17 protein-coding genes and 1 pseudogene are annotated in these 13,161 nt (G+C 53.5%); 8 read left to right on the top strand and 10 right to left on the bottom strand.

Annotation, left to right across the window (positions count from 1 at the left end; all coding sequences use genetic code 11):
- Positions 1-13: 13 nt before the first annotated feature.
- Positions 14-103 carry a cytochrome b6-f complex subunit PetN gene (petN, locus tag M0644_RS01925; protein ID WP_011056671.1) on the bottom strand — a complete coding sequence of 30 codons (90 nt, stop codon included), beginning with the start codon at positions 101-103 and terminating at the stop codon, positions 14-16.
- A 94-nt stretch (positions 104-197) separates the two neighbouring features.
- Between petN and M0644_RS01920 the strand changes: the two genes are divergently transcribed.
- Positions 198-665: an ankyrin repeat domain-containing protein gene (locus tag M0644_RS01920; protein ID WP_226971985.1), complete on the top strand. Its 468-nt coding sequence runs from the start codon at positions 198-200 to the stop codon at positions 663-665.
- The gene (locus tag M0644_RS01915; RefSeq protein WP_149817659.1) at positions 662-2,446 is read left to right on the top strand and encodes a mechanosensitive ion channel domain-containing protein; all 1,785 of its coding nucleotides are present in this window, start codon (positions 662-664) and stop codon (positions 2,444-2,446) included. The genes M0644_RS01920 and M0644_RS01915 overlap by 4 nt, the downstream gene beginning before the upstream one ends.
- Here M0644_RS01915 and M0644_RS01910 read toward each other — a convergent pair.
- The 3 genes from M0644_RS01910 to lipB all read right to left on the bottom strand — a co-directional run bounded on the left by M0644_RS01910 (position 2,443) and on the right by lipB (position 4,817).
- Entirely contained in the window at positions 2,443-2,952 is a 510-nt protein-coding gene (locus tag M0644_RS01910; protein WP_149817657.1) for a cupin domain-containing protein, read from the bottom strand. The genes M0644_RS01915 and M0644_RS01910 overlap by 4 nt on opposite strands.
- Positions 2,933-3,916: an RNA polymerase sigma factor, RpoD/SigA family gene (locus M0644_RS01905; RefSeq protein WP_149817655.1), complete on the bottom strand. Its 984-nt coding sequence runs from the start codon at positions 3,914-3,916 to the stop codon at positions 2,933-2,935. The genes M0644_RS01910 and M0644_RS01905 overlap by 20 nt, the downstream gene beginning before the upstream one ends.
- Positions 3,917-4,136: 220 nt before the next feature.
- Entirely contained in the window at positions 4,137-4,817 is a 681-nt protein-coding gene (gene lipB, locus M0644_RS01900; protein ID WP_149817653.1) for a lipoyl(octanoyl) transferase LipB, read from the bottom strand.
- A gap of 160 nt (positions 4,818-4,977) precedes the next feature.
- Here lipB and hpf point away from each other — a divergent pair, with 160 nt between their 5' ends.
- Complete coding sequence (gene hpf, locus M0644_RS01895) at positions 4,978-5,595, top strand: ribosome hibernation-promoting factor, HPF/YfiA family (protein WP_286626355.1); 618 nt, start codon at positions 4,978-4,980, stop codon at positions 5,593-5,595.
- A 2-nt stretch (positions 5,596-5,597) separates the two neighbouring features.
- A pseudogene (locus M0644_RS13100) lies at positions 5,598-5,711 on the top strand (response regulator); the annotation flags it as partial.
- On the opposite strand, the gene M0644_RS01890 reads toward M0644_RS13100, so the two are convergent.
- From M0644_RS01890 to M0644_RS01880, 3 genes are all read right to left on the bottom strand, one after another.
- A complete protein-coding gene (locus tag M0644_RS01890) occupies positions 5,708-6,214 on the bottom strand; it encodes a hypothetical protein (RefSeq protein WP_286626353.1) in 507 nt (168 codons plus the stop codon). The pseudogene M0644_RS13100 and the gene M0644_RS01890 sit on opposite strands and share 4 nt — an antisense overlap.
- Positions 6,215-6,299: 85 nt before the next feature.
- On the bottom strand, positions 6,300-6,992 hold the full coding sequence (locus M0644_RS01885; RefSeq protein WP_286626351.1) for a HEAT repeat domain-containing protein: 693 nt from the start codon (positions 6,990-6,992) through the stop codon (positions 6,300-6,302).
- Positions 6,993-7,144: 152 nt separating this feature from the next.
- On the bottom strand, positions 7,145-7,276 hold the full coding sequence (locus M0644_RS01880; RefSeq protein WP_149817644.1) for a photosystem II protein Y: 132 nt from the start codon (positions 7,274-7,276) through the stop codon (positions 7,145-7,147).
- A 140-nt stretch (positions 7,277-7,416) separates the two neighbouring features.
- Here M0644_RS01880 and M0644_RS01875 point away from each other — a divergent pair, with 140 nt between their 5' ends.
- Positions 7,417-8,613 (top strand): pentapeptide repeat-containing protein, encoded by a 1,197-nt coding sequence (locus tag M0644_RS01875; RefSeq protein WP_286626349.1) that lies wholly within the window; start codon positions 7,417-7,419, stop codon positions 8,611-8,613.
- Positions 8,614-8,621: 8 nt separating this feature from the next.
- On the opposite strand, the gene rodA is transcribed toward M0644_RS01875, so the two are convergent.
- Positions 8,622-9,890, bottom strand: coding sequence for a rod shape-determining protein RodA (gene rodA / locus M0644_RS01870; protein WP_149817642.1), 1,269 nt, complete (start codon positions 9,888-9,890; stop codon positions 8,622-8,624).
- Positions 9,891-10,036: 146 nt separating this feature from the next.
- Here rodA and M0644_RS01865 point away from each other — a divergent pair, with 146 nt between their 5' ends.
- A complete protein-coding gene (locus tag M0644_RS01865; RefSeq protein ID WP_149817640.1) occupies positions 10,037-10,753 on the top strand; it encodes a pyridoxine 5'-phosphate synthase in 717 nt (238 codons plus the stop codon).
- Here the strand turns inward: M0644_RS01865 and M0644_RS01860 are convergent.
- Positions 10,743-11,204 carry a YbjN domain-containing protein gene (locus M0644_RS01860; protein WP_149817638.1) on the bottom strand — a complete coding sequence of 154 codons (462 nt, stop codon included), beginning with the start codon at positions 11,202-11,204 and terminating at the stop codon, positions 10,743-10,745. The genes M0644_RS01865 and M0644_RS01860 overlap by 11 nt on opposite strands.
- Before the next feature lie 25 nt (positions 11,205-11,229).
- Positions 11,230-11,667: a hypothetical protein gene (locus tag M0644_RS01855; RefSeq protein WP_149817636.1), complete on the bottom strand. Its 438-nt coding sequence runs from the start codon at positions 11,665-11,667 to the stop codon at positions 11,230-11,232.
- Positions 11,668-11,860: 193 nt separating this feature from the next.
- Here M0644_RS01855 and M0644_RS01850 point away from each other — a divergent pair, with 193 nt between their 5' ends.
- Both M0644_RS01850 and M0644_RS01845 read left to right on the top strand, forming a co-directional pair.
- Positions 11,861-12,469 (top strand): DUF3038 domain-containing protein, encoded by a 609-nt coding sequence (locus tag M0644_RS01850; RefSeq protein WP_225901665.1) that lies wholly within the window; start codon positions 11,861-11,863, stop codon positions 12,467-12,469.
- Entirely contained in the window at positions 12,469-13,143 is a 675-nt protein-coding gene (locus M0644_RS01845; RefSeq protein ID WP_286626348.1) for a DUF4335 domain-containing protein, read from the top strand. The genes M0644_RS01850 and M0644_RS01845 overlap by 1 nt, the downstream gene beginning before the upstream one ends.
- The last annotated feature ends 18 nt before the right edge of the window (positions 13,144-13,161 follow it).

Below are 13,161 nucleotides of genomic sequence, written 5' to 3'. Positions count from 1 at the left end.
CAGTCCTAGGTGGCTACATGCCGTGGCGACCCCACACCACAAAGGCGATCGAGAGCGTAAAGACACTGAGAACACCCACCCAACCGAGCGTGATAATATCCATTGCATGCGATCCTAAACTCAATGCAGACCTCATTTTAACTCAGATAGATTATCTTTTCTTTATTAGAGGCAGGCTACAGGCAATGACGCAGGGGATGACAGCAATTGAAACCGCCATTGAGCAAGGAGACCTGACCGCTGTCCAGGAGGCGATCGCCAACGGTATCGAGATGAAAACGGAAGCGCTGGCACTGGCAGCAGAACTGGGGCACACTGAAATTGTCAATGCCTTGATTGCCGCAGGCGTCGATGTCAACCAAGGGGACAGCGAGGGGTGGACACCATTGATGGCTGCTGCCGGCGGTGGACATACCGCCATTGTGGAGAAACTGCTAGCCGCCGGTGCCAATGTCAATGCTCAAACAGCCTTTGGTCTGACCCCATTAATGGCCGCAGCCGCTAAGGGACAAACAGCTACGGTCAAACAACTGATTGCAGCAGGTGCAGATCTCAACGCCAAGGATCAGAATTCTTGGACAGCTTTGGTGTGGGCGCTGGATGGGAAACATGCCGACGTGGTGGCAGTCATTAAAGCCGCTCGCGCACAATCTTTAGGACCATGATTAAGTACCTCAGTTTATTTTTAGCAGCAGCCCCTTCAAGTATTCTCATTGCTCAACTGGCGCGAACTCAACGGCTGCGGGTCGCGTTCATTGAAGCGGCTCAAATTGTGGGGATTGTCGGCATTGCGATTCTCACGGACTGGCTCCTGCTGAACTTGGGGATTCATCAACTGCAACAGCGGCTTGACCAAAAAGCCAGCCAACAATCCCAGCCTTGGCTCTCCCTTGGCGCTAGTCTATTGCGCCTGACGCTGCGGATTTTACTCTGGGCACTCGTTTTATCTTGGATTCTGCAATCGGTTCAAAGTCTTTCCCCTTGGCATGAGCGCATCGATAGCACAATTCAGTTTCTCCTCGAACGGGTGGCCGTGGTGTTTAACACCCCCTTTATGGAGTTGGGGCGCACCAAGGTCACGCTGAACTTTCTCTTCCTAATTCTCTTTTTGTCCCTCGCGGTGATTTTTATCTCCCGCTGGGTGAGCGAGTGGCTCAAGAGTCGGGTTCTCATGCAGTTGCGGGTGGATCGCGGTAGCCAAGAAACCATCACCCGTGTGGTTAGCTATAGCCTCAGCTTTATTGGCTTTATTGTTGTTCTGCAAACCGCGGGCATTGACCTTAGTTCCCTCACAGTGTTGGCGGGGGTCTTGGGGATCGGTTTTGGTTTTGGTTTGCAAACCCTCGCCAGTAACTTTATTAGCGGTTTAGCGATTTTGTTCGAACATCCGATTAAAGTCGGAGATTTTATTGAAGTGGATGGCCTGCTGGGCACGGTGGAGAAAATTTCAATTCGCGCTACGATTATCCGCACCAACGATAGCCAGTACGTGATTGTCCCCAACAACCGCTTTATTGAAAAGAACGTCGTTAACTGGAGTTACGGTAGTCCCGATAGCCGTATCCATATCCCTGTGAGTGTCGCCTATGGCAGTGATACAGTTCTGGTGACCGAAGCACTCCTCAGTGCCGCCCGTCAGGATCCGCGCGTCCTGCTCACCCCACCCCCCAGCGTTTGGTTTCGCGGTTTTGGCGAGAATGCCTACCTCTTTGAATTGCTGGTGTGGATTAACCGCCCCCAAGATTCTGAACCCATTAAAAGCGCCCTCAATTTTCTCATTGAGCAGGAATTACGGCAGCGGCAGATTGAAGTGCCTTTTCCCCAGTTGGATTTGCGGTTGCGCGACTTGGGGGAACTGCGCTCCTTGGCTCATTACTACCACCGTTCTGTGGCCAGTGTGCCCGAAACCGCAGCGGTGAGTGAGCCAGTAGCTCCTGAAATGGTCAAAACCGAACCCTCCCTTGCTGATTTACTGCGCAATATCAGTTGTTTCTCTCGCTGCTCCAATGCGGAATTGCAAATGCTGATTGAGTTGGGCAATCGTCAATTTTATGGTGTCGGGGAAATTATCTGCTCTGAGGGCGATCCGGGGGATGCCTTTTACATTGTCCTTGAGGGATCCGTGGAAGTCCGCTCCGAGCACCTGAATCAGATTTTAGCCACCCTCTATGAGGGGGAGTTTTTTGGTGAAATTGCCGTGCTGACGGGGATGCCGCGATCGGCCACGGTGCGAGCCTTGGAAGAAACAGTTCTATTTGTGGTGCATCGTTCAGCCGTACAGCGACTGCTGCAAGCCCAACCCCAATTGGCGGAAGATATTGCCCACGAGCTAGCGGCACGACAACAGGTTCTTCAAGAACTCGGCCTCGTGAACTCCCAAGAAATCAAAAGCCTGCCCCCCTTGCAGTGGATTCGTCGCCGTTTGCAAACGCTCTTTAATGTCTAGGGCGTCAAGCGTTCAATTAATCTCTGGTGCTGAGGAAACTGCTGCTGCAATTGCTGGCGATCGCCCAATTCAAAATCGCGAAAGTCAAATCCCGGCGCCACCGTACACCCCACAAGACTAAAACTGTCTAGCGCATCCACCGTTGCTCCAAACCATGCCCCCGCTGGTACCACCTGTTGCCATTGCTCCCCCTGATCGATATTCATCCCCAAGCGCAGGGGCTGATACTCGCCCGTTGGTAGAATCACATGAATCGTTAGGCTACTGCCCGTGTAAAAGTGCCACAGTTCATCACTGGCAATGCGGTGCAGTCGCGAACAGGCCGTGGAGGGGAGCAAAAAGTAAATACTCGTACAGTAGGCGCGATCGCCCCCCTGAAAGCCTGAAGGCAAAACCGCGGCGGGAAGCCTCCCTGCTGAGCGATAGACCTCACGGAAATAGCCCCCCTCTGGATGGGGTTGCAGAGCCAGTGCCTCAATCCACGCCTTAGCTGGCCAAGTATTCATACATTTGCTGCCGCCGCCGCCGCAGGTGATCAAGGGCTTGCCGCTCCAGTTGCCGCACCCGTTCACGGCTGAGGTTGAGTTGCTCACCCACCTTGGCAAGGGACAGTTCTTGGCCATCCCCCAAGCCGTAGCGCAGGGTGAGGACTTGCCGTTGTTGCGGGGTGAGTTCCGCCAGCCACAGGTTGACATCATCGCGGAGGGACTCCACCGTGGTAAATTGCTCTGGCGAAAGACTATCATCCTCGAGCAGTTCACCGAGTTCAGTGTCCTGATTGTCCCCAACGCGCAGATCAAGGGAAACGGGTTGGCGCGCAAGGGTCAGGTATTCACGGATTTGCTCCGGTTCGAGTTCTAGGGCTGCTGCCACCTCAGCAGGGGTGGCACTCCGTCCCAATTTTTGCGCCAATTCGCGTTGGGTGCGTTTGATCTTGTTCAGCTTCTCGGTAATGTGGATGGGCAGCCGAATGGTTCGCGCCTGTTGGGCGATCGCCCGCGTAATGGCCTGACGAATCCACCAGTAGGCATAGGTAGAGAACTTATAGCCCCGCGTGGGATCAAACTTTTCCACACCGCGTTCAAGGCCAAGGGTGCCCTCTTGCACCAAGTCCAGCAATTCAAGGTTGCGTTTTTGATACTTCTTGGCCACCGAAACCACCAGCCGTAGGTTGGCTTCAATCATTTTTTGCTTGGCGCGTTCGCCGCGCTTAAGGAGATTGCGCAATTCCGTCGGCGTGAGATGAGAGGCCGCCGCCCATTCTTCAAAGGTTGGTTCACGTCCCAGTTCTTTGGTGAGAGCCTCGCGTTTTTCCCGCAGTGCCATCATTTGCTGTACCTGTTTACCCAGAATAATTTCCTGCTCATGGGTCAGCAGCGGCACGCGCCCAATTTCCTGTAGGTAGGTGCGCACCATATCGGTGCTAACAGTGGGTGTAGGGGATGGGGTTTTGGAAGCGGAGTTCATCATAGCGGCTCAGATTCTAAACAGTATTTGGCAAGGAAGAATGTAGATAAAAGATTTATCGCGATGAAGATGACGACTCGCACTGATGAAGCTGAGGTTTGTATAGCGTTAGCCTAGCAGGTGAGAGGGAGTTGGCCTGTATCCTAATCTACTTAGACTTAAATTGTGCCCCGAAAGTTGCCAATTCATAACAGCCGATTCCTGAAATAAAGATTAAAGTTTGTCAACTAGAGACCGGGATCAGGAGATCGGCAAGGGCTTTGGGGGCAAATTCGAGGGCAAAAACACGGCCAAAGGCAGCAACAAACTGCTGGCGCACCTCCTCTAAGGTAATGTCGGCACAAAACTGCCGTAGGTTCCCGACGGGGCGATCGCCAATGCCACAGGGGACAATACGCCCAAAGCCCTTCAAATCGTTCACCACATTGAGGGCAATGCCGTGGAAGCTAATCCAGCGGGTCACCTTGATCCCAATTGCGGCCACCTTGTACCCCTCTACCCAAACACCCGTAAGGCCAGCAACGCGTTCCCCTTTAATGCCATAGTGCCCTAGGGTTTGAATCACGACTTCCTCCAACTGGTGGAGATACCAATGCAAATCGCAGCGGTGGCGGCGTAAATTCAAAATCGGGTAGGCGACCAATTGGCCGGGGCAGTGGTAGGTGACATCGCCTCCGCGCTCAATGCGCAATACCTCAATGCCCGTAGCCACAGGATCAAAGTGAAGGTGGGCGGTGGTTGCCCCTTGACCAAGGGTGTAGATGGGGGGATGCTCCAAAGTGAGTAGGACATCTCGGGCAGTGGGATTGTGGCAGCGCTCAGCCACCAGTTGCTGTTGCCAGCGCCAAGCATCGCGGTAGGGAATGATCCCCAAGGCACAATGCCAACCAAGGGCAGTTTTCATAGGGGGTGCCAGATTGTCAAGAGCTAGAGGATAAGAATTATCACAGAACACGAATAAAGGTGAAGAGCCTCAGGATGCCCTGTAATCCCCGATACGAAGATGTTAGGGTGGAAGTAGATCAGCCTTAGATGTATCTGTTTTGCTCAGGGGAGGCAACCCTATGAGGCTAGTGATTCACGGTAAAAACATTGATATTACGGATGGCATTCGCAGCTATGTGAACCAAAAAATTGAGCGAGCCACCAGTCATTTCCAAAATGTGATTAACGAAGTTGATGTGCATCTGTCCGTGGCTCGTAACCGTAGCACTGCTCCCAAGCAAACCGCTGAAGTAACCCTCTTTGTTAATGGCTGCGTCATTCGCGCCGAAGAAAGCAGTGAAAATCTCTACGCCAGTATTGATCTCGTTGCCGACAAAATTGCCCGCAAACTGCGCAAACTCAAAGAAAAACGGCAAGACAAATCCCGTGCCAAAGATACCAATAGTGTGGTGGAGCCCGCAGTGGTGACCGACTTAGTGGGCGATCGCACACCGCAACTGCCCGAACAAGTGGTGCGCATGAAATACTTTGCCATGCCGCCGATGACGATCCAAGAAGCCCTTGAGCACCTAGAAATGGTGGATCACGACTTCTATGTCTTCCGCAATCGCGATACGGGAGAAATCAACGTGGTCTATGAACGGAATCATGGGGGCTATGGCGTCATTCAACCCCGCCCCACCTCCCAAGAGAATCATCACGCTGCTGCTAAACCCATGGCGAAAACCAGCCACTAGCAGCGATTCAGCGAGCCATTGAAGAGGCTAATTTGCATCGCTGTTTGTACAAGCCTTGGCACAGCGAGGAACTGGTGGAAACCATCCGTTCGGGTCTTTCTTCAGAGGCCTCCTAGGGACGCAGGATCAACTGCCATTCCTGCGTTTGGCGATCGCGCTGAAGTTCGCTATTTTCACCAATGACATAGGGCCCCCAGTAGCGTTTGGAACCATCGAGGGTAAAGGCCAAGACAATATCCCCCGATTGGAGGGTGAGCTTACCTTCGGGCAGCGTTAATAGTAATCCCTTAATATTGCCTTCCATAGGAGCAAAATCCCAGTGAACGGCGCCCTGATCAGGATGGGCGCGATCGCGGGCAGCGAGCAACACCACGCGCACCGGAAAGGCCGTTTGATTACTGATGCGTAGCCCATTCGGTTGCGGGTTGGCTGGCGTTTGGGGAGGGGGTAAGGGCTGAACAGTAGTGGTTTCTGGTTCTGCCTCGACAATGGGGGGCGGTTGGGTCAGCAGGTCTGGCTCCCACCAGAGCGCAAAATGTAGTTGTGAAAGAATAATCGCACCCATCACCCCGACCAGCACTGCCACGAGGTAAGGAAGAAATTTAATTCGGATAGACATAGAGATAGGTTACTGCGGATGCCGCGCCTTTCTTTCCAGTTTAGAGAGTTGTGGCAGAAACCGCAGTGGGCAAAAAAGTTTGATCTCAATTGCCAGTGCCCTGAACTTCGGAGGAAAGTCGCTCTTGCAAGCGTTGCAAAGAAATCTGGGCTGCCGTCGCCACATGGGGATGCTCATCTTTAGCGAGGTATTCCAAAGCGGCTTGGGTTTTCGGGCTAGGGAGATTGCCCAGAGCTTCAGCGAGCCGTTGCCGTACCAACCAATCCTCTGCGGTCACAAAGGGCAAAATATCTTCGACAACACTGGGATCGCCAATTTCCCCCAGAGCGGCGATCGCCCCTTGGAGCATCACGACTTCCTGACTTTTCAGCGCCGAGCGCAATACATCCACCGCGCGGGGATCCTTAAGATTGCCCAGCGCCACAGCGGCACTAAAGCGCACTAACCAATCGGTGTCTTCATAAAAGGCGCGCACTAGCGGTTCAAAGGCACGTCCATCTTCGAGATAGCCCAAGGCACCCGCAGCATCGGCACGAATACCATAATCCGGTTCACTTTCGAGCAACTGCACCAGAATGTCAAAGCACTCCGGTGTGGATTTGACCCCAAGGGCAAACACAGCCATTGAGCGAATCTGTAGATTTTCGTCCCAAAGAACTTTTTTAATCAGGGGTACGGCATCCGCAGAGGGGACATCCCGTAGCGCGGCTAGCGCCAGCAGGCGATCGCGGGAATTGGGACTTTCCAGTTGATGGGCAAGCTGTTCGAGGGAAGGCATGGCAGTAACCTGAAAGCTAATTTACAAAAGTTAACAATATACTTCCTATTATAAAAAAGTCTCCCCGAAGTAAAACCAAGATCACACTCGGTCTGGTTCCTTGGGGAGCGCTTGCCCAACAATTCTACAGAGGATACAGCCGTATCAATGTCCTAGGCTGCTTTGGCTTTTTGCAGGAGCTTTTGAAACTGCTTGACAGCATAGGGCAGAATGTTACGAACTGCCCAACCCGCAGCCAGTAGGACAGGTAACAGGACAATCAGGACACGCCAATCCATACCCATAACCTCCCAAAACGTTTTCTGAAAACTTTATGAATTATTGTACAGCCTTCTCTAAGGAGAGAAGGGGAACTTTCTATGGATGTAACGAAGAAAAATCTGATTATGATTGGGTTAATTCCTGAACTGTAGGCCAAATCCTGATGGGCGAAGACAAAATGACCCTCCGTGACAACCAAACGGCGGCTGCTTTGCGTCTCAGTAAAGTGTTAGCCGCTCGTAATCGTTGGCGCACGGGTTGGCAGTCTCTGCGTTCGGTGTTGATGCCGATCGCCATGGTCACTGTCTTGGTGGCTTGGGGACTCGATTGGGATGCGGTGGGTGTGGTGGCTGCTTTGGTGCTGGGGGGACTGAGTTTCCCCTTGGTCTGGACTTCGACCTATCACTGGTTTACTGAAGATCTCACGGAACAGCAACGGCAGTTCATTTTGGCCTCACTGGGTCTGAGTTTGACGGTGGTGGCACTCATTGCCATGACTGGCGCCATGGACTGGATTCGAGGACGCTTTCAAGGTACGAATTGGGATGCGGTGGGGGCACTGGCGGAGGGCTTCGGTGCCTTGGGACAAATTTTGGTGGCGCTCTTGGCCGCCTATGTGGCTTGGCGACAATACGTGATCTCGCGGGATTTGACGACGCAACAAAACCGCATCACCCAACAGCAAACGATTGACAGTTATTTCCAAGGGATTGCCGATCTCATTCTTGACGATGAGGGGTTATTGGAGGATTGGCCGCCGGAGCGGGCGATCGCCGAGGGACGCACTGCTGCCATTTTAGGGGGGCTCGATGCCGAAGGCAAGGCCAAAATCATTCGCTTTTTGTCAGGCGCAAAGTTACTCTCGCCGCTGAAGCGCGATCGCCGACTGGGACGGGCGATTTTTGATGGGCTGGGTGGCTATGAGGAAGACGTTGAGTATGGTGTGCGGGTGATTAACCTTGGCAGTATGCTAGCGGGCGCTGATCTCAGTGGTACCGATTTGCGCTGGACCGAATTGAGTGATGCCAATCTAACGGGAACGCTCTTTCGCAACTGTAATTTGACACGAGCCAATTTGGCAGGGGCGATTTTGCAGGGGGCAGATCTCACCAATGCCGATCTCAGTCGGGTTCGCTTCTTTTATGGCACCGCTGATCAGGCCAGTCCCCGCGATCGCCTGAATCCTCCCAACTTTCGCACTGGGGCGCAGACGGGTGCAGTGGTCGAGGATGTCAACTTTACCAATGTCAAGAACCTCTCCGAAGAACAACGCTACTATTTCTGTGCTTGGAGTGGTAGCCGCTCCCGTGAAACGATTCCCGGTGGCTGTGAGGGCATTCCTAATAAACTAGGACGCTAGCGCCTCGGTTAGTAGCGCGATCGCGGGCGATGATTCGCCACGGAGAGCACCATACCTAAGCCAAGATAGGTCGCCAGCAGGGCTGAGCGGCCATAACTCACCAGTGGTAACGGCATTCCTGTCACGGGGAGCAGACCAATGGTCATGCCAATATTCACCACCACTTGAAACAGGATCATGGCAAATAGACCGATCGCCAGCAACGAGCCAAAGTCATGACCTGCACTATTGGCAATTTGCAATAAGCGCAAACCGATTAACCAAAAAAGGCATAGGAGAACTAAACTGCCAATGAACCCCGTCTCCTCAGCGATCGCTGAAAAAATAAAGTCTGTATGCTGTTCGGGAATAAATCCCAACTGGGTCTGGGTGCCTTGAAAAATGCCCCGCCCCCATAGCCCACCAGCACCAATGGCAATCCGCGATTGAATCAAGTGGTAGCCAGCCCCAAGGGGATCCTTGTCGGGGTCAAGAAACATGAGAATACGGGTTTTTTGATAGTCCTTGAGCACGCTCCAAAGCAGTTGCCCCAAGCCAGCCCCCCCGAGATTGAGTACCAGTCCTCCCAAGCCACCGACCCAGCCCAAGGGCAAGCTCCGCCATGCAACGATTGCCATCGCCAGTGTCCACACCAACCAGAGGCCGATATTCAGTTGGTAGGGTAGGGGCAGGGCAACGAGAATTGCCGCCACCAAAGGGGAAAGCATCAAGATAATCCAACTGCCGGGGGTATTCGCCCAGTAGAGCATCGTCAATGTAATGGCAATGAAAACAAGGGACGTGCCCAAATCCGGCTGCGTCAAAACTAGGAAAAAGGGGGGGGCGGTGGCTGCAAAGACACTGAGAATGCCCTTCAGAGAGTGGCCTGAAATGCGGTGCAACAGTGCCGCTTGGGTAAGAATGAGGGAGATTTTGGCAAACTCCGAGGGTTGCAGGTTAAAGCCGCCAATCGCCAACCAGCGCTCTGCTCCCTTGGCCTCTACCCCCACGAGATCAACCGCTAGCAGCAGGGCACAGCTCAGGCCGTAGATGACCCAATGACTGCCCATAAAGACCGATTCCGGAACGCGGGCAAGGATCAGGGCAAGCATCGTACCCATCCCCCCCACCAATAAATGCTGGAGACTATCGTTTTCCTCTAGGTGTAGTTGACTACTGTGGATGAAGACCGCCCCAATGACCGTGGTTGCCCAAACAGCCCCCAACAGCAGCCAATCCACGCCTCGCCATGGATAAAACCAGCCAAAAGTCCGCCGTCGGGGTACTCGCCAAGTCATCAGCCACTGTCCTGTCTCTCCTAGGGGGTTAGTCTATCGGCTGGCTCAAAAGGTTGCAAACGGCCAGCGCGGACAACCGACATGGCACCTTGCCTTGGTGTATTATCCGAAGGGTTGAGCTTCTATTCCGACAAGGAGCGATCGCAGTGGCAACCCTAGGGGTCAACATTGATCATGTGGCAACGATTCGCCAAGCGCGGCGCACAGTTGAACCCGATCCCGTAGCCGCAGCCGTTTTGGCAGAACTGGGGGGAGCTGATGGCATTACCGTACATCTGCGGGAAGATCGTCGCCATATTCAAGAGCGAGATGTGCGCCTCCTGCGGCAAACGGTACGCACCCATTTGAACCTAGAGATGGCTGCCACTTCCGAAATGGTGGCGATCGCCCTTGACATTCGGCCAGATTACGTGACGTTGGTACCTGAGCGGCGCGAAGAAGTCACCACCGAAGGGGGGCTAGATGTGGTGGGTCAGCAGGAACCCTTGACCCAAGTGGTGCAAACGTTGCAAGGCGCAGGAATTCCTGTGAGTTTATTCATTGACGCGGATCCGGCCCAACTGGAAGCCGCCGCCAAAACCACGGCTCAATTTATTGAACTGCACACCGGTCGCTATGCTGAAGCCAAGGGGGAAGCGGCGCAACAACAGGAGTTAGCGATTTTAGCTCATGGTGTCCAACAAGCAAAATCCTTAGGCTTGCGGGTGAATGCAGGCCATGGCCTGACCTACACCAATGTGGGGGCAATCGCCCGCCTTGAAGGCATTGAAGAACTCAATATTGGCCACACGATTATTAGCCGCGCTGTTCTTGTGGGCATGGTGCAAGCCGTACGGGATATGAAAGCCCTCATTAGCTCTTAAACTCAGCCCTGAGGGCGTCATCATAGTCATCAGCGAGTGTCGCCACAATCGTAATTAGGCGGGAAATTTCACCCGCAGTAATCCCCCCTAGGGTGCGGGTAGCCACGACTTGGACTTGGTCTTCAGCAATGGCAAAGTGTGCCTCGAGGGTGGTGAGCCAGTTCAACGTCAGGAGCTTACGATAGAGTGCCAATTCATCCGCTACGGGCAGAGGCAGTACCGGTGACCAAATGGTGAGAAAGTCTTCCGCTGTATGGCCACTCAACTGTACAAAGACCTCGGCACTGCCATAGCGAAACATCCAAATTTTGCCACTGTCCGTTTGGCCAACGAGGGGGGCGTCCCCTTGGTGGAGACTAGAAATCACCGTTTCAATAATCTCAACCGCATTTTCTGGGGGCGTGTCAAGGGATGTTGCGGGGACGGGCTGCACTTCACTGACCATGGTCATTCCTTTCGTGAATCAGGACAACTTGTTAGAGGACTTGGTGGGTGTAGGCGTGTTGTTTGACATTGTCGGCAGCGGTAACGATACGCTCGGAGTTGAGCACCCGTTTGCGTTCTGTGGAGGTATTAAAGTTGCGGTAGGTTTGGCCAAGGGGAATATGGCGGGTACTTTGGGGACGGGCAATGTAGGTGCGTGCGGCTGCTGCAAGGCGATCGCCATAGTCATCACACAGATGGGCACTGGGGGGAAACTGCTGCTGCACCTGCTGCGGATCTTGGGCTGTACCATAGGTGAGGGCATGGGCTTCACTATAGGAAGTGGGCAAGCCATGGAGCAAGGCTTCCAACGCCGCTGAGGGAATCGGCTCAATCACCTCTACGGGCTGGAGTTTTCCCTCCACCTGCACAAAACAATGAGCCAGTCCAAGCACCACATAGGCTTCTGGGGGGGGAATCTCTTGACTCATTGCAACCTCACAATCCTGTGGTTCCCCTCAAGTCTAGCCTGCTTTTCGAAAAATTAGCCTAGGGGGCAACATAAAGATAGGCGGCAGTCGTCAGCGAAGAAACGGCTAAGATCGTTTAGGCCTATTTCACCATGAGTCCTGTCATTATTGCTGTATAGTGAGCACTCTAGAGAGTATGGAAACGGCAAACTCAATGCCAGCAACAATCGAATCCCCTGAAGTTGAGCTATTACCTCCGATGTTGGCAGCACTGCCCGACCCTCAAGGGGTGAGTGTGTGTCCTCGGCGGGCACGTTGGCAATTAGACTTATTGTTGCTTGCCCTAGAGTGCGTTGATTTGCATGCCTCTGAGTTGATGTTGCAAGTGCTGCGAGATCTGCAACTGCAAGTGATGATCCCCAATCGGGTCGTATTTTGGCAAATTCGCTGCACCAATCCCTTTCGCCAAATTACCCAGCGTACCCCCTTGCCCTTAGCGGAAACAAAGGCACTCACCGCAGTGGTTGTGCAAGTGGCGCGGCGGCAGACGGCAATCCTGCGGCATTTACTTTTGGTGTTGGATCAATTGCAGGCGCAAAATTTGCCCCCGGAAACCTATGCCCCCTTGGCGGAGTATTTAGACCGCTTTCGCCGCCATTTTCGCAAACGCATGAACCTCCAGCGATCGGGTCTCTTTCTCTACAAAAATAACCAAGCCCTCAATGAGTTGGGTCTAAAGCTGTTGGCACAACTTCTGCTCTGTGCAGGTACAAAGGGCATGGAACGCCTTTGGTTTAGTTTATTTGACGGGGAAGTAAGTTAATGCTGCTGCAACGCCAGTATTCATTGCCCAATTGCACACTGCGAATTGAAGGGCTGAGTGGTCAAGCCGGCGCAGAGCAGTTGGATATTGTCACCCTCTGCGAGTGGGAGATTATTGGCCAGAATCAGCGGGTCAAGGGCGGGAAAGAATTCCTTGTGGCATTGCTCAATAGTGTGCCCGCAGCAGCGCAAACGTGGTTGAGTGGTGTTAAGTTACGGCGATCGCCCCAGTACCCGATTCAGGTCGAGATTCAGGCCTCTAATCAAGTATCCCTCCATATTCCGCGCAAGCTACTGCAAGTATCCCCAGAAGAAAATGCAGAGCCACCCGCCAACGATGAAGCAGGGGAAACCCTAGAAGTTCATCTGACATGGTTGCAATTGGCTGATTTAGTGGAGGCACTGGATCAACTCTGTAGTGATAGCCAAACACTGCCTACCCTGATACCGACATTCCATTCCCTCCCTCGGCGGGCGATCGCCCCTGCTGTGCCTTTGCGCAAACAACTGATGCCTTTGGGTATTGGCGCTGCTAGCTTAGCCGTCATGGCTGCGATCTTTTTCCATCTACCAGTGCCCGAACGCCGTCCCCCCGAAGAGGAAGCCATGCCCCCCGCCCCCGAAGCCGTCACACCCTCACCGGCACCCACGACACCAGCAACCCCGAATCCGTAAGCCCATTTCAGGCCTACC

The sequence above is a fragment of the Thermosynechococcus sp. B1 genome (assembly GCF_030322985.1).
Lineage (GTDB): Bacteria > Cyanobacteriota > Cyanobacteriia > Thermosynechococcales > Thermosynechococcaceae > Thermosynechococcus.
Note: the sequence above shows the minus strand (reverse complement) of the source record. Positions and strands in the feature narration are given on the sequence as shown.